Annotated in this window: 21 protein-coding genes; 11 read left to right on the forward strand and 10 right to left on the reverse strand. The window is 73.8% G+C overall.

What is annotated here, in order from left to right; all coding sequences use genetic code 11:
- Positions 1 to 417 precede the first annotated feature (417 nt).
- Complete coding sequence (locus AC061S_RS37375) at positions 418 to 1,551, forward strand: Rv3169 family protein (protein WP_478690327.1); 1,134 nt, start codon at positions 418 to 420, stop codon at positions 1,549 to 1,551.
- Between the two features lie 84 nt (positions 1,552 to 1,635).
- Positions 1,636 to 2,739 (forward strand): phosphotransferase family protein, encoded by a 1,104-nt coding sequence (locus tag AC061S_RS37380; RefSeq protein ID WP_478690328.1) that lies wholly within the window; start codon positions 1,636 to 1,638, stop codon positions 2,737 to 2,739.
- A 27-nt stretch (positions 2,740 to 2,766) separates the two neighbouring features.
- Here AC061S_RS37380 and AC061S_RS37385 read toward each other — a convergent pair whose 3' ends face one another.
- The gene (locus tag AC061S_RS37385; protein ID WP_478690329.1) at positions 2,767 to 3,210 is read right to left on the reverse strand and encodes a hypothetical protein; all 444 of its coding nucleotides are present in this window, start codon (positions 3,208 to 3,210) and stop codon (positions 2,767 to 2,769) included.
- Positions 3,211 to 3,428: 218 nt separating this feature from the next.
- Here AC061S_RS37385 and AC061S_RS37390 point away from each other — a divergent pair, with 218 nt between their 5' ends.
- From AC061S_RS37390 to fxsA, 4 genes are all read left to right on the forward strand, one after another.
- A complete protein-coding gene (locus tag AC061S_RS37390; RefSeq protein WP_030240692.1) occupies positions 3,429 to 3,869 on the forward strand; it encodes an Lrp/AsnC family transcriptional regulator in 441 nt (146 codons plus the stop codon).
- 187 nt (positions 3,870 to 4,056) lie between these two features.
- Complete coding sequence (locus AC061S_RS37395) at positions 4,057 to 5,688, forward strand: amidohydrolase (RefSeq protein WP_478690330.1); 1,632 nt, start codon at positions 4,057 to 4,059, stop codon at positions 5,686 to 5,688.
- A 336-nt stretch (positions 5,689 to 6,024) separates the two neighbouring features.
- Positions 6,025 to 6,819, forward strand: a complete 795-nt coding sequence (locus tag AC061S_RS37400) for a polyprenol monophosphomannose synthase (protein ID WP_478690331.1) — start codon at positions 6,025 to 6,027, stop codon at positions 6,817 to 6,819.
- Positions 6,820 to 6,931: 112 nt separating this feature from the next.
- Complete coding sequence (gene fxsA, locus AC061S_RS37405) at positions 6,932 to 7,525, forward strand: FxsA family membrane protein (RefSeq protein ID WP_478690332.1); 594 nt, start codon at positions 6,932 to 6,934, stop codon at positions 7,523 to 7,525.
- Between the two features lie 123 nt (positions 7,526 to 7,648).
- Here the strand turns inward: fxsA and AC061S_RS37410 are convergent, their stop codons facing one another.
- The 4 genes from AC061S_RS37410 to AC061S_RS37425 all read right to left on the reverse strand — a co-directional run bounded on the left by AC061S_RS37410 (position 7,649) and on the right by AC061S_RS37425 (position 11,302).
- Positions 7,649 to 8,023: an RNA polymerase-binding protein RbpA gene (locus AC061S_RS37410; RefSeq protein WP_007262928.1), complete on the reverse strand. Its 375-nt coding sequence runs from the start codon at positions 8,021 to 8,023 to the stop codon at positions 7,649 to 7,651.
- 332 nt (positions 8,024 to 8,355) lie between these two features.
- Entirely contained in the window at positions 8,356 to 9,738 is a 1,383-nt protein-coding gene (locus AC061S_RS37415) for an MFS transporter (RefSeq protein WP_478690333.1), read from the reverse strand.
- A gap of 68 nt (positions 9,739 to 9,806) precedes the next feature.
- A complete protein-coding gene (locus tag AC061S_RS37420; protein ID WP_478690334.1) occupies positions 9,807 to 10,577 on the reverse strand; it encodes a glycerophosphodiester phosphodiesterase family protein in 771 nt (256 codons plus the stop codon).
- A gap of 74 nt (positions 10,578 to 10,651) precedes the next feature.
- Entirely contained in the window at positions 10,652 to 11,302 is a 651-nt protein-coding gene (locus AC061S_RS37425; protein ID WP_478690335.1) for a hypothetical protein, read from the reverse strand.
- Between the two features lie 144 nt (positions 11,303 to 11,446).
- Between AC061S_RS37425 and AC061S_RS37430 the strand changes: the two genes are divergently transcribed.
- Positions 11,447 to 12,949 carry an SCO1417 family PLP biosynthesis transcription factor gene (locus AC061S_RS37430; RefSeq protein ID WP_478690336.1) on the forward strand — a complete coding sequence of 501 codons (1,503 nt, stop codon included), beginning with the start codon at positions 11,447 to 11,449 and terminating at the stop codon, positions 12,947 to 12,949.
- Between the two features lie 27 nt (positions 12,950 to 12,976).
- Here AC061S_RS37430 and AC061S_RS37435 read toward each other — a convergent pair whose 3' ends face one another.
- Both AC061S_RS37435 and AC061S_RS37440 read right to left on the reverse strand, forming a co-directional pair.
- Positions 12,977 to 14,614 carry a P-loop NTPase family protein gene (locus AC061S_RS37435; protein WP_478690337.1) on the reverse strand — a complete coding sequence of 546 codons (1,638 nt, stop codon included), beginning with the start codon at positions 14,612 to 14,614 and terminating at the stop codon, positions 12,977 to 12,979.
- Between the two features lie 50 nt (positions 14,615 to 14,664).
- Positions 14,665 to 14,859, reverse strand: a complete 195-nt coding sequence (locus tag AC061S_RS37440) for a hypothetical protein (protein WP_007262923.1) — start codon at positions 14,857 to 14,859, stop codon at positions 14,665 to 14,667.
- 280 nt (positions 14,860 to 15,139) lie between these two features.
- Between AC061S_RS37440 and AC061S_RS37445 the strand changes: the two genes are divergently transcribed.
- From AC061S_RS37445 to AC061S_RS37455, 3 genes are all read left to right on the forward strand, one after another.
- Positions 15,140 to 15,574 (forward strand): ankyrin repeat domain-containing protein, encoded by a 435-nt coding sequence (locus tag AC061S_RS37445; protein WP_478690338.1) that lies wholly within the window; start codon positions 15,140 to 15,142, stop codon positions 15,572 to 15,574.
- Positions 15,575 to 15,739: 165 nt separating this feature from the next.
- Positions 15,740 to 15,871 carry a hypothetical protein gene (locus AC061S_RS37450; protein ID WP_385379524.1) on the forward strand — a complete coding sequence of 44 codons (132 nt, stop codon included), beginning with the start codon at positions 15,740 to 15,742 and terminating at the stop codon, positions 15,869 to 15,871.
- 46 nt (positions 15,872 to 15,917) lie between these two features.
- Entirely contained in the window at positions 15,918 to 17,324 is a 1,407-nt protein-coding gene (locus AC061S_RS37455) for a HEAT repeat domain-containing protein (protein ID WP_478690339.1), read from the forward strand.
- 269 nt (positions 17,325 to 17,593) lie between these two features.
- On the opposite strand, the gene AC061S_RS37460 is transcribed toward AC061S_RS37455, so the two are convergent.
- From AC061S_RS37460 to AC061S_RS37470, 3 genes are read right to left on the reverse strand one after another with little or no spacing between them, the layout of a single operon-like run.
- Positions 17,594 to 18,457, reverse strand: a complete 864-nt coding sequence (locus AC061S_RS37460) for a 5-oxoprolinase subunit C family protein (RefSeq protein WP_478690340.1) — start codon at positions 18,455 to 18,457, stop codon at positions 17,594 to 17,596.
- Positions 18,454 to 19,080 carry a 5-oxoprolinase subunit B family protein gene (locus AC061S_RS37465; RefSeq protein ID WP_478690341.1) on the reverse strand — a complete coding sequence of 209 codons (627 nt, stop codon included), beginning with the start codon at positions 19,078 to 19,080 and terminating at the stop codon, positions 18,454 to 18,456. Before AC061S_RS37465 ends, AC061S_RS37460 begins: the two co-directional genes overlap by 4 nt.
- Complete coding sequence (locus AC061S_RS37470; protein WP_478690342.1) at positions 19,077 to 19,877, reverse strand: LamB/YcsF family protein; 801 nt, start codon at positions 19,875 to 19,877, stop codon at positions 19,077 to 19,079. Before AC061S_RS37470 ends, AC061S_RS37465 begins: the two co-directional genes overlap by 4 nt.
- Before the next feature lie 107 nt (positions 19,878 to 19,984).
- Here AC061S_RS37470 and AC061S_RS37475 point away from each other — a divergent pair, with 107 nt between their 5' ends.
- Positions 19,985 to 21,490 carry a hypothetical protein gene (locus AC061S_RS37475; RefSeq protein ID WP_478690343.1) on the forward strand — a complete coding sequence of 502 codons (1,506 nt, stop codon included), beginning with the start codon at positions 19,985 to 19,987 and terminating at the stop codon, positions 21,488 to 21,490.
- Positions 21,491 to 22,001 lie beyond the last annotated feature (511 nt).

A 22,001-nucleotide genomic window follows, 5' to 3' on the forward strand; every position in this document is an offset into this window, starting at 1 on the left:
GGCCGCCCACGGCCTCCGGCCGCCCACGGCCTCCGGCCGCCCACGGCCTCCGGCCGCCCACGGCCTCCGGCCGCCCACGGCCTCCGGCCGCCCACGGCCCCCGGCCGCCCACGGCCCCCGGCCGCCCACGGCCCCCGGGCCGCCCACGGCCCCCGGGCCGCCCACGGCCCCCGGCCGCCCACGGCCCCCGGGCCGCCCACGGCCCCCGGGCCGCCCACGGCCTCCACCGGGCACCACAGCCCCCCGGGGACCCGGCACCCCGAACCGCCCCCCCGCCCCCGGCCCGCCCCAACCGGGCCCCCGCACGACGTGTCTCCCTGACAGTTCATGCCACAACCCTGGCCCCCGCCCCGCAATCTGACGTACCGTCATTTCCGCCCAGGTGTCATCCCCCGCACTCGTATCCGGAGGTTCGCCATGCCCGCCGACCGGCCCGTACCGCTCGACGAATACCCCATCCACCAGGCCCCGTTGTCGATGAAGCACCTCGTCACCGGTGACCGCAACGCCTACGACCGCTGCATCTTCCACGTCTTCGACCACGCGGGCCGCGCCGTCCTGATCCTCGGCCTCGGGGTCTACCCCAACGCCGGAGTCATCGACGCCTACGCCACCCTCCGCGTCGGTGACGAACTCCTCGCGGTCAGAGCCTCCGACGCCCTCACCGACGACCGCATGAACCTCTCCGTCGGCCCGCTCCGCATCACCGTCGACGAACCCCTCCGTCGGCTCACCCTCTCCTGCGACGCCGACCCCGAGGACCCCGACGGGCTCTCGTACGACATCACCTGGACCGCGGAGTTCCCCGCCGTGTGGGAGCCGCACCACACCCAGCGCCGCGGCGACCGCCTCATCCTCGAAGGCCGCCGCTTCGTCCAGGCGGGCAGCGTCACCGGGACCATCCGCGCCAAGGGGGAGGTGTTCACCCTCGACGCCGACTGGACCGGTACCCGCGACCGGAGCTGGGGCGTGCGCCCCATCCCCGGTGAGGAGGGCGGCCGCGCCGCCGAGGAGCACCGGCCCGAGGGCTTCCACTGGCTCTGGATACCCGTCCGGTTCGAGGACCGCTTCCTGATGGTCATCACCCAGGAGGACGCCGACGGCCACCGGGCCCTCAGCGAGGCCGTCCAGGTCTTCCCCGAGGGCAGCGGCCGCCACGACGTACAGCTCGGCTGGCCGCACACCGACATCCGCTACCGACCGGGCAGCCGCCACCCCGAGAGCGCCGTCGTCCACCTCACCGATCCGGCCGACCGCAAACCCCTCGAACTCGGAGTGGAGATCCTGGGCTCCTCCCCGCTCGCCGTCGGGGCCGGCTACCCGCCCGCCTCCGACTGGCAGCACGGCACCTGGCAGGGCCGCGGCTGGACCGACCGCCGCACCTACGACCTCTCCGACCCCGCGGCCCACCCCATGGCCGCCTTCGGAGTCACCGACCACTCGGCCCGCTTCACCCTCGAAGGCCGCACCGGTTACGGAATCTTCGAACACGGCAGCTTCGGCCGCCACGACCCCAGCGGCTTCGCCGACTACAGCTCGGTTGCCCCGTAGCCCCCCGGGCCGCCGCAACCGCAACCGCAGCCGCAACATCAACCGCAACCCAACTCAACAGTCAAGCCAGAGAAGGGGTCTCCCATGGCAGGACCGGCACCGCGCCCCCGCACCTCCACCCGCGAACCCGAGGAGCTGGGCCGGCGCCTCGCCGCCTGGCTCGACACCGAGCTTCCCGGCGCGAAGGTCACCAACATCTCCGTCCCCGGTTCCAACGGCATGTCCAGCGAGACCCTGCTCTTCGACATAGAGCACCCCGATGCCCCGATCCGAACCTGCGCCCTGCGCCTCGCCGCCGACCCGGCCGCCTACACCGTGTTCCCCACCTACGACATGCCCCGCCAGCACCGGGTCATGAGCCTGGTCGCCGCCCACACCGACCTGCCGGTCCCGCGCGTGCAGTGGCTGGAAGAGGACCCCGGCCCGCTCGGGGCCCCGTTCTTCGTGATGGCCCGCGCCGAAGGGCGCGTACCGCCCGACGTGATGCCCTACACCTACGAGGGCAACTGGCTGCACGCCGCGACCGACGCGGAACGCGCCGTTCTGCAGGAGTCGAGCATCGCGCTGCTCGCCCGGCTGCACGACCAGTTCCCGCCCGAGGAGGCGCGGTTCCTCCTCCCCGAGGGCGAGGGCAGTCCGCTGCGCCGCCACGTCGAGTCCCAACGCGCGTACTACGACTGGGTGGTGGCGGGGAAGTCCCGATCACCGCTGCTGGAGAGGGCGTTCGCCCGCCTCGAAGAGCTCTGGCCCGCCGGCGAAGGCGGCCCGGCCGTGCTCAACTGGGGCGACGCGCGCATCGGCAACGTCATCTACGAGGCCGACGGCTTCGAACCCGTGGCCGTCCTCGACTGGGAGATGGCGGCCTGCGCCCCGCGCGAGGTCGACCTCGGCTGGACCGTCTACCTGCACTGCTTCTTCCAGGACCTGACCGTCAGTTTCGGCCAGCCGGGCCTGCCGGGGTTCCTGCGCCGCGAGGACATCGAACGCCGGTACGCCGAACTCACCGGGCACACACCGCGGGACATGGAGTTCCACACGCTCTACGCCGCCCTGCGGCACGGGATCGTGATGCTGCGCATCGCCTACCGGCAGGCGCACTTCGGCGAGGTGGAGATCCCGGTGGATCCCGACAGCCTGATCCTGCACCATGCCAGCCTCACCGCCATGGTGCAGGGAACCTACTGGTAGACGTCCTGGCAGCCGCTCGGCCCGGGCTCAGGCGGCCTGCGCGTGCTGGCGCATCTGCGGCATCGCCGCGGGCGCCGGCATCCGCACGGGACGCGAGCCGGGGCCGCCGACGTGCGAGAACGGCTGCGTCCGCCAGTCCAGCCCCTGCGGCAGCGCCAGGTGCACGACGGGCTCCAGCTCCGGGGCCTCGTCGACGCCGAAGCCGAGGGTGGGCAGCGCGTCGGAAGCGGGCCGCCCCGTGCCCGCGCACACCGTGAGCCCGAAGGGGTTCCACGGGGTCAGGCAGAGGGCGTGCTCCGGCAGGAACTCCTCGTCCGCGACGAGGGCGATCGACTGGCCGCAATCGGGGCAGGTCGCGTGGTGGATCTCGAAGCCTTCGGCGTATTCGAGGTAGTCGTCGTCGGCGTAACCGCTCTCGACGATTTCCAGGGGCTCCGGTTCGATGCGACCGGCGCGCTTGGTGTTCAGCATGGATGTACTCCCCCTTGGGTGGGCGGGGCGGGCAGGTTCTTCGGCCACGGCCACCCCAAGCACTTCCCGTCACGCGGCACGAGTAACCACATCCGGGCGTCGTACGCCCGCATACCCCTGTGGCCTTCGTCACATGCCTGGCGCAGGTGCCACCTCAATCCGTGGACACGGCTGGGCCTGAACGGTTCGGGGCCGTAAGTTGTGCGGCTATGAGCGCAATGGAGGAGCTGGACCGCCAGATCGTGGATCTGCTCGTGCGGGACGGGCGGATGAGCTACACGGACCTGGGCAAGGCCACCGGACTGTCCACGTCGGCGGTCCATCAACGAGTACGCCGCCTTGAGCAGCGCGGAGTCATCCGCGGTTACGCGGCCGTCGTCGACCCCGAGGCCGTCGGCCTGCCGCTCACGGCCTTCATCTCGGTCAAGCCCTTCGATCCGAGCGCGCCGGACGACATCGCGGAGCGGCTGGCCGGGGTTCCCGAGATCGAGGCCTGCCACAGCGTCGCGGGCGACGAGAACTACATCCTCAAGGTCCGCGTGGCCACCCCGCTGGAACTGGAAGACCTCCTGGGCCGCCTGCGCGCCCTGGCCCACGTCTCCACCCGCACCACGGTGGTCCTCTCCACCCCGTACGAGGCCCGCCCGCCCCGCGTGTAGGTCCAGATCCAGCCCCGCCGGCGTTTGAGGCGCGGGGCCGGGGGCGGAGCCCCGGCAACGGCGCCGCACGTGGCAACGGGGTGGGGCGCAGCCCCGGGGAGCGGGGAGGGGCGGGTAGGGGAAATGCCCCAGCCCCCACAGAGGGGCCGTGGTCCGGGAGGCGGGCAGCACCCGCCAGACTGTCGGCATGACAGACCGCACCGCCGCCCCCGCCAACGCCGCCGGAGGCCCCCGCCCCCGTACAGTCCTCCTGCGCGGCGGCGAGGTCCACAGCCCCGCCGACCCCTTCGCCACCGCGATGGTCGTCGAGCGCGGCCACATCGCCTGGGTCGGCTCCGAGGGCGCGGCCGACGCCTTCGCGAAGGGCGTGGACGAGGTCGTCGACCTGGGCGGGGCCCTCGTCACCCCCGCCTTCACCGACGCCCACGTGCACACCACCTCCGCCGGCCTCGCCCTGACCGGCCTGGACCTCTCCACGGCCGCCTCCCTCGCCGAAGCCCTCCAGCGCGTGCGTGCGTACGCGGACGGCCGCCCCGCCGACCGGGTGCTCCTCGGCCACGGCTGGGACGCCGCCCGCTGGCCCGAACGCCGCGCGCCCCGCAGGCAGGAGCTCGACGAGGCCACCGGCGGCCGCCCGCTCTACCTCAGCCGCATCGACGCGCACTCCGCCGTGGTGACCACGGCCCTGCTCCGGCTGGTGCCCGAGGCGCGTGGAGCGGCCGACGAGCCGCTGACCCGCGACGCCCACCACGCCGTACGCCGCGCCGCGCTCGGCGCCCTCACCCCGGCCCAGCGCGCCGAGGCCCAGCGGGCCGCCCTCGACCGGGCCGCCTCCCTCGGCATCGGCTCCGTGCACGAGTGCGGCGGCCCGGAGATCTCCTCCCCGGAGGACTTCACGGCCCTCCTGGAGCTGGCGCGGACCCACCCCGGCCCCCGGGTCTTCGGCTACTGGGCCGACCGGGACCTCGCCCGCGTCAAGGAACTCGGCGCCGTAGGGGCCGCAGGCGACCTGTTCGTCGACGGAGCCCTCGGCTCGCACACCGCCTGCCTGCACGCCCCGTACGCCGACGCGGAGCACACCGGCACCGACTACCTCGACGCGCGGGCCGTCGCCGAACACGTGGCCGCCTGCACCGAAGCGGGCCTCCAGGCGGGCTTCCACGCCATCGGCGACGCCGCGATCACCGCCGTCGTCGCGGGGGTCCGGGCCGCCGCCGACAAGGTCGGCCTGGACCGGGTGCGCGCCGCCCGGCACCGCGTCGAGCACGCCGAGATGATGACCCCGGCCACCATCGCCGCCTTCGCGGAGCTCGGCCTCACGGCCTCCGTGCAGCCCGCCTTCGACGCGCTGTGGGGCGGCGAGGAGGGCATGTACGCCGACCGGCTGGGCGCCGAGCGCGCCCGTACCCTCAACCCGTACGCGGCCATGCTGAAGGCCGGAGTACCGCTCGCCTTCGGCTCCGACGCCCCGGTGACCCCGCTCGACCCCTGGGGCACCGTCCGGGCGGCGGCCTTCCACCACACGCCCGCCCACCGCATCTCCGCACGGGCCGCCTTCGCGGCCCACACCCGCGGCGGCTGGCGGGCCCTGGGCCGCGACGACGCGGGCATCCTCGTACCCGGCGCCCCGGCCGACTACGCGGTGTGGGACACGGCCGAACTGGTGGTCCAGGCCCCCGACGACCGGGTCGCCCGCTGGTCCACGGACCCCCGCTCCGGCACCCCCGGACTGCCGGACCTGACCCCCGGCGGCGAGCTTCCGGTCTGCCTGTCAACCGTGGTCGGCGGCCGGGAGGTATTCGTACGCCCACAGGGGTGATCCGGGTGGCCGTGGTTCGGTGAGGGCGGCCGGACCCGGATAGGTTCGGCCGGGTCCACCACCGGACGTCCGAACCGGACGGAGCCGATCGCTCAGCCGCGCCCGCGCCTCGGGGGCGAGGGAAGGTTTCGCCGGAAGGGTGTCCCCCCTGCTTCGCAGGAGGTTGGGGGCGGGTGGCCTCAGATCGGGGCCCTGCGGTCCAGTAGACAACGGTCAGGCGGCCCGCAGCCAGCGGGAGCCGGTCCGGCCCGAAGGACCGCGGGCCCCGATCGCTGTTCTAAAATCATCCTCTGCGACACGACGTACAGGATGTACGAGAACGCAAAAGGGGAATCAGTGAGCGACGGCGGACAGCGAAGCTACGGACCGCTCGGCACGGCCTTGGTGATCATTCCGACCTACAACGAGGCGGAGAACATCGGGCTGATCGTCGGCCGCGTCCGCGCGGCTGTACCCGGGGCCCACGTCCTGGTCGCCGACGACAACAGCCCGGACGGCACCGGAAAACTCGCCGACGAGCTGGCGGCCGAGGACGACCAGGTCCACGTCCTGCACCGCAAGGGCAAGGAAGGGCTCGGCGCCGCCTACCTGGCCGGCTTCGGATGGGGCCTGGAGAACGGATACGGCGTCATCATCGAGATGGACGCCGACGGCTCGCACCAGCCCGAGGAGCTGCCCAGGCTGCTCACCGCCCTGGCGGGCGCCGACCTGGTGCTGGGGTCGCGCTGGGTGCCGGGCGGGCGGGTCGTCAACTGGCCCAAGAGCCGCGAGTTCCTCTCCCGGGGCGGGTCCACGTACTCCCGGCTGATGCTGGGCGTCCCGATCCGCGACGTGACCGGCGGCTACCGCGCCTTCCGCCGCGAGACCCTCGAAGGGCTGGGCCTGGCCGACGTGGCCTCCGCCGGCTACTGCTTCCAGGTCGACCTGGCCCGCCGGGCCGTGCAGAAGGGCTTCCGCGTGGTCGAGGTGCCCATCACCTTCGTCGAGCGCGAGTTCGGCGACAGCAAGATGAGCAAGGACATCGTGGTGGAGGCCCTCTGGCGGGTCACCCAGTGGGGTCTCAAGGAGCACGCCGGCAAGCTTTCGGACAAGGTGTCGGACAAGCTGACGGGCAAGGGCCGGGACAAGTAGCCCGCGCAAGGGCCGGGACAAGTAGCCCGCGCCGGGCGGTCCGCCACCCCTAGGGGATGTCCGGTACCTCCGGCTGAGGACGTCTTTACTCCGGCCCAGGCACACTGGGGGTATGACGACCGGAGTTCCGACCTCTACGGCCACCCGGCGGCGTTCGTCCGCCCGTACGTACCTTCCCCTGGCCATCGCCGCCTGGCTGATCCTGGAGATCTGGCTGCTCGGCCAGGTCGCCACGGCGATCGGCGGCGGCGGCGTCGCCCTGCTGCTCGCGGGCGGCCTGGTGCTCGGTGCGGTGGTCATCAAGCGGGCCGGGCGACGTGCCTTCAAGAACCTGACGGACACCTTCCAGCAGGCCCAGGAGGGCCGTCAGCCGACTCCGCCGCAGCCCGGCAAGCCCGGCACGGGCAACGGACTGACCATGCTGGCCGGCCTGCTCCTGATGATGCCCGGCCTGCTCTCCGACGCGGCCGGTCTGCTGCTCATGCTCCCGCCCGTCCGCGCCTGGATCGGCCGCCGGGCCGCCCGCTCCCTGGAGCGGAAGATGGCCTCCGCGCCGGCCGGCTCCTTCGGTGACGCCTTCCAGCAGGCCCGCATCCGCTACCCGGACGGCAAGGTCGTCCCGGGTGAGGTCATCCACGGCGAGGTCGTCCGCGAGGACGGGCCCCAGCGGCCCGACAACGGCTACCGGCCGCCGCTGACCCCCTGAGGTCCGAACCCCGCACAGCAGAAAGCCGAGGGGCCCCACCACACACTGTGTGGTGGGGCCCCTCGGCTTCGTACTGTCTTACGGTGCTGCGGGTGCTGCTCGCCGCTGTGTGGCGTCCGGCTGTCAGGCGGACTTGCGGCTGTCCCGCGGATGCACGGCAATGTTCATGGCGCCGGAACGAAGGACCGCGAGCCTCTCGGCAAGCACTTCCTCCAGCTCCTCGCGGGTGCGCCGCTCCATGAGCATGTCCCAGTGCGTTCGCGCAGGCTTGCCCTTCTTTTCTTCGGGCCCATCCCCGTCAACCAGGAGTGCCATGGCGCCACACGCCTTGCACTCCCACTCCGGCGGAATTTCTGCCTCAACCGAGAACGGCATCTCAAATCGATGTCCGTTCTGGCATGCGTACTCCACCGCCTGGCGCGGGGCCAGATCGATGCCGCGGTCCGTCTCGTAGCTGGTAACCACGAGCCGCGTACCGCGGAGAGCTCGCTCACTCATGAATCGTGCCTCCCGGGCTTGTCGCCCACAGGACAGGTGTCGCTGTCGTCGTCATCCGGTCAACGTCCGGTCGGCGGTATAGATTCCCGCTCCGGGTCATGCGTCGCCCGTCGTACCGCCCCTTGTTGTACCCACCAGTGCCCGTTTTGTCACATCTGGCAGCAGATGTCACCCAACGTCTTCACTTCATAAGCACGCAGTAACGGTCCGCCTGGCAGGCCAAAGGCGTACACTACCGGCCCTTAGCTTGAACGTCGAAATTCGTTCCGAATTCGCGCGCCCACGGTCCGTCGGATCCGTCGGTTTCGCCGGATCCCCGGTCGGATCCCCGGTCAGATCCGCTCGGGTACAGGATTCCCCGCCGCCTCCACCGCGCGCCGCACCGGCACTCGGGCGAGCAGCACGAAACCCAGTGCGAAGAAGACCACCAACGAGATGATCGCGTCCCGGTAGCTGCCCGTGACCTGGTACGTGAGCCCGAAAACCAGCGGCCCCACCCAGCTCAGCCCCCGGTCGCTCATCTCGTACGCCGAGAAGTACTCGGCCTCCTTGCCCGCCGGAACCAGGTGCGAGAACAGCGAGCGCGACAGCGCCTGGCTGCCGCCCAGCACCAGCCCGATCATCGCGGCGAGTGCGAAGAACCACACCGGGGTCCGGGCCGGCAGGAAGTAGCCGATGCCCAGCGTCACCCCCCAGGCCGCCAGCGATCCGAGAATCGTCCGCTTGGCGCCGTACCGGACGGCCAGCCGGCCCATCCCCAGCGCACCCGCCACCGCGAGGACCTGGACGAGCAGGATCGCCCCGATGAGGGTGGACTGCTCCAGCTTCAGTTCCTCCGACCCGTAGATCGAGGCCTGGGAGATCACCGTCTGCACGCCGTCGTTGTAGATCAGGTAGGCCAGCAGGAACGACAGGGTCAGCGGGTAGCGCCGCATGTCCTTCAGGGTGGCGATGAGCTGCTTCCAGCCGCTGACGGCCGGAGCCGCGCCCGGCTCGCGGACCACGGCGCGGTCCCGCAGCCGGCGCAGCGGGATCAGCGCGAAGGCCCCCCACCACAGGCCGGCGGAGGCCAGGCAGATGCGGATCGCCATGCCCTCGGTGAGGCCGAAGGAATCGTGGCCCATGTAGAGCACCAGGTTCATCACGAGCATCAGCGAGCCCGAGGTGTATCCGAAGGCCCAGCCGCGCGAGGAGACCGTGTCCCGCTCGTCAGGCGTGGAGATCTGCGGCAGATAGGCGTTGTACAGCACCATCGACACCGACAGCGAGGCGTTCGCGATGATCAGGAGCAGTCCGCCCAGCAGGTAGCGCTCGCCGGCCAGGAAGAACATGCCGGCCGTCGCCGCGGCCCCCGTGTACGCGGCCACGGCCAGCAGCGGCTTCTTGCGGCCGGTCCGGTCGGCGACCGCCCCCGCCAGCGGCATGAGCAGCACGGCCAGGATCACCGAGGCGGACACCGTGTAGGCGAAGAACGAACCGGCCCGCACCGGGATGCCCAGCGGATGCACGAAGCCCTCGGCGTCCGCCGCGGCCTTGGCGATCGAGGTGAGGTACGGCCCGAGGAACACGGTGACCACGCTCGCCGAGTACACGGACACCGCGAAGTCGTAGAAGTACCAGCCGTGCTGCTCGCGCTTGCGCGCGGCCGTCGCCGCGGCGGCGGCTCTGCCGTCCTCGGCCCCCGGTTCCGCGTCGTCCGTCGTCTGCGCACTCATTGGTGCCCCCTCGCTGGTCCCCGTACCGCTGCGGCCGCCGCCACCTGGCGCGCAGCCGAACGGGCCGGTCAGGCCCAGGCTCCGCGCCGGTCCAGCACCGTGCGCAAGATGTCGATCCGGTCGGTCATGATGCCATCGACTCCCAGGTCGAGGAGAGCCTCCATGCGTTCCGGTTCGTTCACGGTCCACACGTGCACCTGGAGCCCCCGCTCATGGGCCGTCCGCACGAACCTCCGGTCCACCACGCGGATGCCCGCCTGGGTCTCCGGCACCTGCGCCGCCACCGCCCCCGCGCGCAGCGCGGCCGGGATCGCGAGCGACCGCAGCCGCAGCCCGAGCACCCCCGCCACCCCGTACGAGGTCGCCAGCCGGGGGCCGGCGATCTTCTGGGCCCGGGCGACCCGGCGCTCGGAGAAGGAGCCCACGCACACCCGGTCCCAGACCCCGGTCCGCGCGATCAGGCCGACCAGCGGGTGCACGGCGGACTCGTCCTTGATGTCCACGTTCCACCGGGCGTCCGGGAACTCCTCCAGCAGGTCCTCGAAGAGCGCCAGGGGCTCGGTCCCGCCGGCCCGGACCTCGCGGATCCGGCTCCAGGGCACTTCCCGGATGCGCCCCCGTCCGTCGGTGACCCGGTCCAGGGTGGCGTCGTGGAAGGCGACCAGTTTCCCGTCGGAGCTGGCGTGCACATCGGTCTCGAAGTACCGGTAGCCCGCGGCGGCGGCCCGCCGGAAGGCGGCGGCGGTGTTCTCCAGCCCGTCCGCGGCCCCGCCGCGGTGGGCGAAGGGGATGGGACCCGGGTGGTCAAGATAGGGGTGCGGTAGGCGTACGTGCGTCACCGCGGCAGTATGCCCCGTGCTCCCGCCGGCGCGGGAGCGGCCCCCGGTGGCCGGTGGGTGAACGGCCCGCCGGGTCAGTTCCGCAGCGTCCATGGATCGAGGCCGGAGTACACGTACGCGACCCGGTACCGCGGGGCGTCGTAGTACTGCGCCTCGCCCCGGTGGACCGCCACGAGCGAGTCCGGCCCCCGCCACCAGTCGTCCGCCAGCCCCGCGACCTCGGGAACCCGCTCGAAACCGGTCAGGTCGAGGCCCTCCACCGCGTCGCCGGTGAGCCTGGTGACCCGCTCCGCCCCACCGGAGGCGGCATGGGTCAGCGCCTGTGCCTCGATCCATCCCTCCACCGTGGCGTGCAGCGGGGTCCAGCGTTCGCCGTGGACGCCGAATTCGCCGTCCGGTCCGATCACGAACCCGAAATTGACCGAGCACCGCGAGATTCCCGCGGGGATCCACCACCCCTCCTCCGACGAGCCCTCGGGAACGTCCGTGTCCAAGACCTTGGGGCCGCCCTCGAACAGGGGCGAGGGCGGCATCACCAGGCCGCCCCAGCGCGCCGCGTAGACCTCCGCCCGGTCGATCTCGCGCGCGGGAATGCCCCCGGCGAGCCAGCGCTCCCGGTAGGCGCCGATGTCCACCGCGTCCATCCGGACGCAGTGGACCGCCAGGAAGTAGCGGGCGCGCCGGGTCAGGTCCGGGATGCCGCGGGGGAAGAGGTCGAGGGCCACCCTGCGGACGCTACAGGCGGGCCCCGGCCCGGGGCCCCCATTTCGCGCGGAGCACTCCGTGGCACCCTGGACCCGGCAGGACCAATCCAATGCCGGCCCCCGCGGGCCGGCAGAGGCCAATTCGACGAAGGTGGACCGGACGACATGGCGCAGTGGACCTCGGCCGTCGGTGCCGCACAGCTCGGCCGGCTCATCACCTCCCAGCAGGGCCGGACCGCCGTGTCCGGCGGGCGCAAGCTGCCCGCGTACCGCACGCTCGCCGACGGCATCCGCCTGCTCGTCCTCGAAGGCCGCATCCCCGTGGCCGCCCGGCTCCCCGCCGAACGGGAGCTGGCCGTCGTGCTCTCCGTCAGCCGCACCACCGTCGCCGCCGCCTACGAGGCCCTGCGCGGCGAGGGGTTCCTGGAGTCCCGCCGGGGAGCGGGCAGCTGGACCTCGGTGCCCGCCGGCAACCCCATGCCGGCCCGCGGTCTGGAGCCACTGCCCCCCGAGTCCCTCGGCTCGATGATCGACCTCGGCTGCGCCGCCCTCCCCGCCCCCGAACCCTGGCTCACCAAGGCCGTCCAGGGCGCCCTGGAGGAACTCCCGCCGTACGCCCACACCCACGGGGACTACCCGGCCGGCCTGCCCGCGCTGCGCCGCATGCTCGCCGACCGCTACACCGAGCGCGGCATCCCGACCATGCCCGAGCAGATCATGGTCACCACGGGCGCGATGGGCGCCATCGACGCCATCTGCAGCCTCTTCGCGGGGCGCGGCGAGCGGATCGCCGTCGAATCCCCGTCCTACGCCAACATCCTCCAGCTCATGCGCGCCGCCGGGGTCCGCCTCGTGCCCGTGGCCATGGGGGAGGGGCTGACCGGCTGGGACATGGACGTCTGGCGCCAGGTGCTGCGCGACTCCGCCCCCCGCCTGGCCTACGTGGTCGCCGACTTCCACAACCCGACCGGCGCCCTGGCCTCGGACGACCAGCGCCGCGCCATGGTCGAGGCGGCCCGCTCGGCCGGCACCGTCCTCGTCGCCGACGAGACCATGGTCGAGCTCCAGCTCGACCCGGCGATGGAGATGCCCCGCCCCGTCTGCTCCTTCGACCCGGCCGGCTCCACCGTCATCACCGTCGGCTCCGCCAGCAAGGCCTTCTGGGCCGGCATGCGCATCGGCTGGGTCCGCGCGGCCCCCGACGTCATCCGCAGCCTGGTGGCCGCCCGCGCCTACGCCGACCTGGGCACTCCCGTGCTGGAACAGCTCGCGGTGGACTGGCTGATGCGCACCGGAGGCTGGGCGCAGGCCGTGGAGATCCGCCGCGACCAGGCCCGCGAGAACCGGGACGCGCTGGTGGCGGCGGTCCGCCGGGAGCTGCCCGAGTGGGAGTTCCGGGTCCCGCTGGGCGGTCTGACCCTGTGGGCCCGCGCGGGCGGGCTCTCCGGCTCCCGGCTGGCCGAGGTGGGGGAGCGGGTGGGCGTACGGGTCCCCTCGGGGCCCCGGTTCGGGGTGGACGGCGCCTTCGAGGGATACGTCCGGCTCCCCTTCACCGTCGGCGGAGCGGTGGCCGAGGAAGCGGCGGTCCGGCTCGCCGCCGCGGCCCGGCTGGTCGCCACCGGGGCGGGCGGCGGCGGGGCGGAGCCGCCGCGCACCTTCGTCGCGTAGGAGCGGGCAAGATCCGGAAGGGACGCCCTACGGGGCGTCCGCCGGGACCTCGGGGATCTCCGAGGCGTCGATCGCCGGGCCCTGCGCCTGGGCGGGCGGCTGGACGATGTGCAGCGGCTTGCCCAGCGTGACGTGGTCCGGGACGGGCTTGGGCGGCGCCTGACGCTCGGGCAGCAGGTCCAGTACCGCCTGCCGGTGTCCCGGGTGGGTGGCGTCGTCGTACGGGTCCGGCGTGGCCGGCACCTGGAGCCGGTGCACGGGACCGGCGCCGAGCCGGGCGTACCCGCGCCCCGGGGGCAGTACGGCCGTCGGCGTGGTGTGCGGGGGCAGCCCCAGCACGTCGGCGATCTGCTGGATCGTGGCGGCTCCGAGCACCACGCGGGCCCTCGTGTGCTGCCAGATGGAGTCGTTGAGCAGCTCCAGGTGGTCGAACTGCTCGGCCACCACCACGGTGACGTGCGCGGCGCGCCCGTGCCGCAGCGGCACCTGGAGCTGAGCGATCGGGTCGGGGGCGCCCTCGGCGGTGGCCAGGTGGGCCAGCGCGCTGGGCCGGTCGAGCAGGATCCACAGCGGGCGCCGGGTGTCCTCGGGCGCGGGCCGGCCGGCTTCGCGGGCCCGGTGGGTGGCGATCAGGCGCCGTTCGGTCTCGCGGGCGGCCCACTCCAGGGTGGCCAGCGCCCCGGTCGGCCCGCACTCCACGGCGAGGACGCCGGCGCGGCCGGAGAGACAGGAGTACTCGCCGGTGCCGCCGCCCTCCACGATCAGTACGTCGCCCCCGTGCCGCAGGGCCTGCAGGGCGACGGAGCGCAGCAGCGTGGAGGTGCCGCTGCCGGGCTGGCCCACGGCCAGCAGATGGGGTTCGGCGGAGCGGGAGCCGGTGCGCCAGATGACCGGCGGCACGTCCCTGGGCTCGTCGCCGTCCAGGACGGGCAGGGTGCGCTGCACGCTGCCGGGGTCGGTGAAACCGAGCACGGTCTCACCGGGTGAGGTGACGAAGGGCTGGGCGGCGATACCTGTCGGCAGCGCCGCCAGCACACGCAGGTCGAGCTGGTTGCCCTCCTCGTCCCAGTCGAAGAGATACTCCCGTCCGCGCCCGGACTTGGCGTGCAGCAGTGCCTCGATCCGGGCCCGCGACGCGGCCTCGCCATCGGTGAAGTAGGCCGGGTAGCGGATGTGGAGCCGGGTGACGCGGCCCGCCTCGTCGAACTCGTAGCCGCTGAAGGCCTTGTCCCACTCCCCGCCGTGGGCGAAGAGGGGGCTCGGGTCCTCCGGGATGGAGAAGTACGGCACGAGGGCTTCGTAGAGGGAGCCGAGCCGCTCGGTCTCGGCATCGCTGGGCCCGGTCTTCGCCGGGGTGCGGTCGCGTCCCTGCCAGGCCGCCGCCGCCATGAGGGTGATCAGGGCGGTGAGCGGGCCGTAGGGGACGAGCGCGACCACGAGGACGCAGGCGGCCCCCAGGAACAGCGCGGGACCACGCTTGTCCTTGGGGGTGTCGCACCATTTGCGCCGCCCGGCCGAGGCCAGGACGCGCAAGCCCCGTCCGATGGTGAGGAGCGGATGGAGGACGTCCGTGGCGCTGTCGGCGGCCGTGCGAGCGAAATCGCGGCCCCTGTTCAGCGACACGGTGCCGCTGCTGAGGATGCGGGGAAGTGGGCGCCGGGCCACGGGCGTCTCCTGGAGTTGTGGATGCTTCGGGTGGGTGCCGGTGCCGGGCGCTAGAGCTTGATCCCGCCGAGAAGGCTCGCGAGGCTCGCCGTGCTCGCCGTGATGCTGGGGGCGATGGCGGAGCCGGCGAGGAAGAAGCCGAAGAGCGCGCACACGAACGCGTGCGTCAGCTTCATGCCGTCCTTCTTGAAGAACAGGAAGCAGATGATGCCGAGCAGGACGACACCTGAGATGGACAGGACCATGAGTCAGTTCTCCTGGTGGGTGGGGACAGTCACCATCAGTTCTTCCAGGCTCACAGGAAGTATCAATGCGATAAAAGGTGCATATGGGTGAATCCGGCAATCTTTCACTTGACCGGCCCATCCCGGCTGGCGCGCCTGGCGTGATGGGGGCAGGGGAGCCGCAAGGTGATCATTGCCTCGGCCCGCGCCTCTCATGTGCAGGTCCGGGCGCTACTCTGACGCTTCACCCGTACGGACGCAGTGCCGTGCGCAGCCCTGCCCGTGAAAGGCGGTACGACCGATGAGTGAGCACGTCGAGAACGGCTCCCAGGACTCTCCGGACTCCCCGGACGTTCCCGACGAGGACGTCGTCGAGCTGGCCACCAAGATCTTCGACCTCGCCCGTCGGGGTGAGACCGAGACCCTCGCCGCGTACGTGGACGCGGGCGTCCCGGCGAACCTCACCAACGACCGCGGCGACACCCTCGTCATGCTCGCCGCGTACCACGGCCACGCCGGAGCCGTCACGGCCCTGCTGGCCCGCGGAGCCGAGGCCGACCGCGCCAACGACCGCGGCCAGACCCCGCTCGCCGGGGCGGTCTTCAAGGGCGAGGAGGCCGTCATCCGCGCGCTGCTCGCCGGCGGGGCCGACCCGAACGCCGGAACGCCCTCCGCCGTGGACACGGCCCGCATGTTCGCCAAGGCCGACCTGCTGGAACTTTTCGGAGCCGAGTAGTCCGCTTTTGCCGGTCCCCAGGCCGGTCCCGGGCCGGTCCAGACCTCACGGGTTGGTCACGGCGGCCTTAAATGTGGTCGCGGCGCACAAACCGCCTGGGTCATCATGGCGTCGGATTCGATTCGCGGACAGGACGGACGGGCAGGAGCGGGCAGGACACAACGGGTGTCCGACCCCCACTCCTGCCGGGGGACCGCCGCCCTGGCCGAGAACACCGACGAGAGTGAGAAGGCAATGGTCTACATCGAGCGGAACCAGACGGCGGACGTCCTCACATGCTGTTACGCGGCCCTGTGAATTCCGATTCCCGGTTGCGTCCCCAGCTTGATTTGAGGCCATTCCCATGTTCGAACCAGTCATAGCGCCGAGCGGCACCCTGCTCGGCCTCCTCCAGCGAGGCCGCGGCGACGGCACGCTGCACGCACTCGCGGCGCCCAGGGCCGAGGCCCTCGCGGCGCTCAACCACTGCGTGGCCGGCGATCCGCGCCAGGACTGGCAGGTCGAGAACCGCTCCCTGTACTACGCACGCCTGTACCTGGACCTCGACGGCCCCCTGGGCGAGATCGAGGCCCACCTCTTCAGCGTCGACGACCTCGTCGACGAGGACGACCACCGCACGGGCCTCGCCCTGTCCGTCCTGGGCCACCTGGCCTCGTACGGCCGCGACGACGCGCTCATGCTGCTGCGCCGGTACGCCGCCACGGGTGCCAACTGGGCCTGGGCCCTCGACGAGCTCGCCCTGCGCGACGACGACGAGGGGCTGTGCTCCCTGGCCGCCCCCGTCCTCGCCCGCTTCCCCGCCACCGCCGAGGGTGAGGCGCGGCTCGCCGCCGCCGTCCGCGACGCCTACGAGCCCAGGCCCTGGTGCCTGTGGGAAGAGGCCGCGGAGCCCAACGCGTACGCCGAGCGGTTGCGCGCCGCCCGCCAGCAGGGCTCCTTCGACCGCTGGCAGCGCCAGCTCACCCCGCGCGGCCCCCAGCCCGGCTGGGGCGTCCAAGCCGTCTTCGACTGGGCCGCCGACGGACTGCGCCGGGGCACCCCCCTGCACGTCCCGGCCGCCCGCTGCCTCGCCGCCGTGGCCACCCCCGAGGACCGCTCCTCGATCCTGGCGGCCGCCGCCGGTGCCGCCGGAGAGGCCGCCCGCGCCACCGCGCTGCACCACCTGGTCCTCGCCGAGCCGGAGAACCCGGCCGTACTGGACCTCATCGAAGCCGCCGGCGACGAGCCGGCCGTGGCCGCCTACGAGCGCATGTGCGGCCCCGCCGCCATCGAGCGGGCCCGACGCTGGGTCCAGCGCCCCGACGCCCTCGGAACGGCCGCAGCGACCCTCCTGGCCGCCCGGGGCGGAGCCGAGGACGCCACCCTGGTCCTCGGAGCCCTGCGCTCCACCGTCCGCGGCGCCGGCCCGGACTCGACGCCGCTGTTCACCCTGGTCGACGGAGCCGGCCGGCTGCGCATCGCCTGCGCGGCGCCGGTACTGCGCCACATCTACCGCGAGACGTCCTCCTCCCACCTGCGGGGCCGCGCCGCGCGGGCCCTGGCGGCGACGGACCCCTCCTTCGCGGCGGGCTTCGCCGTCGAGTGCCTCTGGGACTGCGAGGAGACCACCCGCGAGGTGGCCGCCCGCCACGCGGAAACGGCAGACGCCCGAGTGGCCCCGCGCCTGCGCCGCCTGGCGGCCGACCCGGCGGAGGAAGAAGACGTCCAGTCGGCGGTCCGCAGCCGCATCACCCCGGAGTCGGCGGTGTAGAGCCGCCCGCCGGGTCTGGCATTTCAGCCGTCCGGCGTTTGAGGACCGGGGTCTGGGGCGGAGCCCCAGGGGTCCGGGCGCAGCCCGGTATCCCAGCCCCGCCGGCGTTTGAGGCGCGGGTCCGGGCGGAGCCCGGGGAACGGTGGAAGGGCGGGTAGGGGAACTCCGCGCAGCGGCAGTGCCAACCGCAGCCGCACCCCCGGGCACGGCCGCCGGCCCCGGACCGCCACGGCCGGGATCCGGGGCGCCCCCGGGAGGCCAGCCCCCCGTCAGCGCAGCACGAACCGCACCGCCACCCCCGGCCCCACCTGCGCCACCGCGTCAAGCGCGGACCCCGCCACGACCCCGACCACGGGATACCCCCCGGTCACCGGATGATCGGCGAGGAACACCACCGGCTGCCCGTCCGGCGGAACCTGGACCGCACCGAGCACCATCCCCTCGCTCGGCAGCTCCCCACCCCGCGCCCGGACCAGCGGCGGCCCCTCCGTACGCAGCCCGATGCGGGTCGAAGCGGCCGACACCCGGTACGTCGCCCGCAGCAGCCGCCCCGTCACCGACTCCGCCGCGAACCAGTCGGCCCGCGGCCCCAGCCGCAGCGGAAGCACCAGTTCCGAGGGCGGGCCCGGTGCCGCCGGGGCGTCCACCCCGGCCACCGGATCCGGACCGGGCGCGCCCACCGGCAGCAGCGCCCCCGCCGACAGGACCGGCGGCCCGAGGCCCGACAGCAGATCGGTCGAGCGACTGCCCAGCACCGGCTCGACGGCGAACCCTCCCCGCACCGCCACGTAGCCGCGCACCCCCGACTCCGCCCGGCCCACCTCCAGCTCCTCCCCGGCGCGCAGCAGGACCGGGGCCCCCCAGGCCACGGGGCGCCCGCAGGCCCGTACCGCACAGGGCGCTCCGGTCACCGCCACCGTCACCGGGCCGCCCACCGCCCGCAGACCCACGCCGTCCACGGTCGTCTCCAGGGCGGCGGCCCGCGGCGGGTTGCCCACCAGCCGGTTCGCCAGCGCGTGCGCCCCCGTGTCGAGGGCCCCCGAGCGGGGGACGCCGAGGTGGGCGTACCCGGGCCGGCCCAGGTCCTGGACGGTGGTCAGCGCCCCCGCCCGTACGACCTCCAGCCCCCTCACGACGCGGCCCCCGCCTCGGTGAACCGCACCCGTACCCCCGGCGCGAACAGCGCCGCGGGCTCGCGCGCCGGGTCCCACAGCACCGCGTCGGTGGTCCCGATCAGCTGCCAGCCGCCGGGGGAGGAGCGCGGGTAGACCCCGGCGTACTCGCCCGCGAGGGCCAGCGAGCCCGCCGGTACCGCCGTACGAGGCGTCGCGCGCCGGGGCAGGTGGAGGCGGGCGGGGAGGCCCGTCAGGTAGCCGAAGCCCGGGGCGAACCCGCAGAAGGCCACCCTGAAGGTGATCGCGCCGACGATGCCGGGCACCTCTTCGGGGGACACCTCCCACAGCGCGGCCACCTCCGCGAGGTCCGGGCCGTCGTAGCGCACCGCGACCGTCACCGGGGGCGGCCCGTCGGCCTGCGCGAGCGGGGCGACCCGCCAGCGGGCGATCCGGGCCGCGAGGGCGCGCGGCTCCCGTACCCCGTCCAGCAGGACGGTCCGGGCCGCCGGCACGATGTCCCGTACGCCGCCCAGCTCGCCCGCGTCCCTCCGGCGCAGCAGCTCCGCGTGCAGGGCGGCCACCTCCTCGGCGGAGTCCACCTCCAGCAGCAGCGCCTCGGCCCCGGCCTCCAGCGCCCTCACGCGAAGGCCTCCACCCGGACCCCGGCCGCACCGAGCGCCCCGCGGACGCGCAGCGCCAGGCCCGCCGCCCCCGGGGTGTCCCCGTGCACGCACAGGGAGCGGGCGGCCACCGGGATCCGGGAGCCGTCCGCGGCCGTCACCGCGTGCCCGGCGGCCATGTCCACCGCGCGGGCCACCACCGCATCCGGATCGTGGACCACGGCGCCCGGTTCACCGCGCGGTACGAGGGTGCCCGCGGGGGTGTAGGCACGGTCGGCGAAGGCCTCCGGTACGGCGGCCAGCCCGGCCCGCCCGGCGGCCTCGAGCAGCAGGGAACCGGGCAGCCCGAGCACCGGGAGCCCGGCGGGACCGGCCGCGAGGAGCACACCGGCCACGACGGCGGCGGCCTGGCCGGAGTCGTGCACGGTGCGGTTGTAGAGCGCGCCGTGCGGTTTCACGTACGACACCCGGGACCCGGCCGCCCGCGCGAAGACCTCCAGCGCCCCGATCTGGTAGGCCACTTCGTCGGCCAGCTCACCGGCCGGCACGTCCATGGCGCGGCGGCCGAACCCCGCCAGGTCCCGGTACGAGACCTGCGCCCCGATCCGCACCCCGCGCGCGGCGGCCAGCTCGCAGACGCGCCGCATGATGGACGGGTCGCCGGCGTGGAAGCCGCAGGCGACGTTGGCGCTCGTGACGACGGACAGCAGGGCCTCGTCGTCGGTCAGCGTCCACCGCCCGAAGCCCTCGCCGAGGTCGGCGTTGAGATCGATCACGGGGGCGGCCGCCGGGGTGTCCGGCGTGATCATGGAAGCCATGCGGTGAGCCTAGAACAGGGCGCGGACCCCCGTTGGCGGTCGACCGGGAGGATCGGGCGAACCATCCCGTTTGGGATGTTGTCAGGGTCAGCGCCTAGTCTTTGCCCGTGACTCTCCCTGCCCCGGCGAAGACCCTTCCCTCTCCGGCGTCGGGCCCGGCCGCCGACGAGGGCCTGGCCCGGCGGCTGCGCGCGCTCGCCTGCACCGCCCCGCTGCACGACCTCGACGTACGCAAGGCCAATCTGGCCGGCGAGTACGGGGTCTACGCGATGGCGGAGGTCGCGCTCGCCGCGATCGACCTGGTCACGCTCAACATGGACTTCGACACCGGCGCCGACCACGAGCAGATAGTGGCCCGCCTGCTGCCGCGCGTCGCCGCCCAGGCACCGACGCGCCCCGCGGCCGAGCACGAGCGGGTGGCCCGCTGGGTGCTGGAGAACCTGATCAACGTCGGCAGCGTCGACCGCGGATTCCGCGCGATCTACGGCACGTTCGGCCCGGACGGGGTGTACGTCCGCCGCGACTACGACTTCAAGCTGATCGAGGAAGTCCCGGGCTATGGCGGCGCGGTGTACCTGCGCACGACGGACGAGGCCGTCAACGTCCTGGTCGGCGCCCTCGACACGGACGTCACCAGCGCGCAGATCGCCGCCGAGGTCAAGCTGGAGGTCCTGATCAGCCGGGGCCGGCTGGCCGACGCCCAGCTCGCCGCCGAGCAGGCCCGCTACCGGACGGTCCAGTACGCCGAGACCCTGCGCCGCACGCTGGACGCGACCCGGCGCAACGTGCGGGCGGTGGACTGGCTGGTGACCGTCCCCGACATGATCGCGGAGGCCCTCGACCACGTGGCCGACCGCTACCGCCACGAGAACGCGATCCTGACCAACATCCGCAAGGCCCGCGACGAAGCCGAAGAGCCGGACAACAAGCGGCGCGCGGCCGAACTCGTCGACATCGTCAAGGACTGCATCCGCCGCCACACCCAGCTCCAGTCCCGGCTGCTGGACGCCGGCCCGCTCTTCCGCGCCGAACAGGACCGCCAGGCCTTCGCGGCCCCCGCGCCGCGCTCCGGGATCGACCTGTACGGGCAGCTCGTGGCCCCGACGCTGCCGCTCCCGGTCGCGCAGGCCATCCGGGTCACGGACGCCTTCTTCGCGGCGGGAGCCGGCCTGCGCACCCCCGTCTCCGTCCGCGTCGCGGACCTGGTCGAGATCCTGCTGACCCCGCCCGTGGAGCGGGAGCACCTCGGCGCGGAGATGCCGGAGCCGGACCTGATCGCCACCCCCGACGACAGCCGCTTCAGCGAGGAGCAGCTCGCCGCGGCGATGGCGCTCCTGGAACTCCCGCACGACGCCCCGCGCCGCCTGTCCGGCCTCCTGGCGGAGGCCCGCCGCTCCGACCCGGACCTCCCCTACCTGGTCGCCCTGCTGGCCGTCCACGCGGCGAGCCCGGCGGTGGGCACGGCGTACCGCCAGGGCGAGGAGCGGCTCCTCTTCGCGGTGGACGACGGCACCGAGCTCGACGACCCGGAATTCGGCGGCGCGGACCTGATCGTCGGCACCGCCCTGCTCGACGCGGCAGCCATGACGGCGGACCGCACGGAGGCGGCATGACCTCGTCCGCACCGAGCCGTCGGCCCACTTCCCCGCCGGCCCCCCGGCCCACCCCCGAGCCGTCACAGGGCCGCACCGCCCGGCCTGGGCCTACCCCCGAGCCGTCGCAGGGCCGCACCGCCCGGCCTGGGCCTACCCCCGAGCCGTCGCAGGGCCGCACCGCCCGGCCTGGGCCCACCCCTGCGCCGTCACCGTGCAGCCCCCTGCCGCCCGTGCCCACCCCCGCGCTCGCGCGCGGCCGGGTCGCCGCTGCCCGCCCCACGGGCGGGCACGGCCGGGCCGGCGGTGTCGGCGGCCCCGCGGCCGCGCCTGCGGGGTCTGTCGCCGGGGCGGAGACCCTGGTGGTGCGGTCCCACTCGGGGGTGTGGGGGCTTGCCCCTGCTTTCGGGAAGGGGCGGGGTGGGGGAGGAACCGCCACCGCCGGCCCCGCAACTGTCGCCGTTGCGGCCGCCGGAGCCGCTACCGCTACCGCCGCCGGAGCCGCAGCAGCACGGCCGCCCGCGCCCGCCCG

The sequence above is a fragment of the Streptomyces sp. CA189 genome, from assembly GCF_056428985.1.

What these genes read in the sequence shown, in the direction of transcription:
- AC061S_RS37415 (WP_478690333.1), bottom strand. Translation starts at nt 9,738, where the DNA reads ATGAGTGCGCAGACGACGGACGACGCGGAACCGGGGGCCGAGGACGGC.
- AC061S_RS37470 (WP_478690342.1), bottom strand. Translation starts at nt 19,877, where the DNA reads ATGGCTTCCATGATCACGCCGGACACCCCGGCGGCCGCCCCCGTGATC.
- AC061S_RS37455 (WP_478690339.1), top strand. Translation starts at nt 15,918, where the DNA reads ATGTTCGAACCAGTCATAGCGCCGAGCGGCACCCTGCTCGGCCTCCTC.
- AC061S_RS37440 (WP_007262923.1), bottom strand. Translation starts at nt 14,859, where the DNA reads ATGGTCCTGTCCATCTCAGGTGTCGTCCTGCTCGGCATCATCTGCTTC.
- fxsA (WP_478690332.1), top strand. Translation starts at nt 6,932, where the DNA reads ATGACGACCGGAGTTCCGACCTCTACGGCCACCCGGCGGCGTTCGTCC.
- AC061S_RS37395 (WP_478690330.1), top strand. Translation starts at nt 4,057, where the DNA reads ATGACAGACCGCACCGCCGCCCCCGCCAACGCCGCCGGAGGCCCCCGC.
- AC061S_RS37390 (WP_030240692.1), top strand. Translation starts at nt 3,429, where the DNA reads ATGGAGGAGCTGGACCGCCAGATCGTGGATCTGCTCGTGCGGGACGGG.
- AC061S_RS37410 (WP_007262928.1), bottom strand. Translation starts at nt 8,023, where the DNA reads ATGAGTGAGCGAGCTCTCCGCGGTACGCGGCTCGTGGTTACCAGCTAC.
- AC061S_RS37380 (WP_478690328.1), top strand. Translation starts at nt 1,636, where the DNA reads ATGGCAGGACCGGCACCGCGCCCCCGCACCTCCACCCGCGAACCCGAG.
- AC061S_RS37375 (WP_478690327.1), top strand. Translation starts at nt 418, where the DNA reads ATGCCCGCCGACCGGCCCGTACCGCTCGACGAATACCCCATCCACCAG.
- AC061S_RS37445 (WP_478690338.1), top strand. Translation starts at nt 15,140, where the DNA reads ATGAGTGAGCACGTCGAGAACGGCTCCCAGGACTCTCCGGACTCCCCG.
- AC061S_RS37385 (WP_478690329.1), bottom strand. Translation starts at nt 3,210, where the DNA reads ATGCTGAACACCAAGCGCGCCGGTCGCATCGAACCGGAGCCCCTGGAA.
- AC061S_RS37430 (WP_478690336.1), top strand. Translation starts at nt 11,447, where the DNA reads ATGGCGCAGTGGACCTCGGCCGTCGGTGCCGCACAGCTCGGCCGGCTC.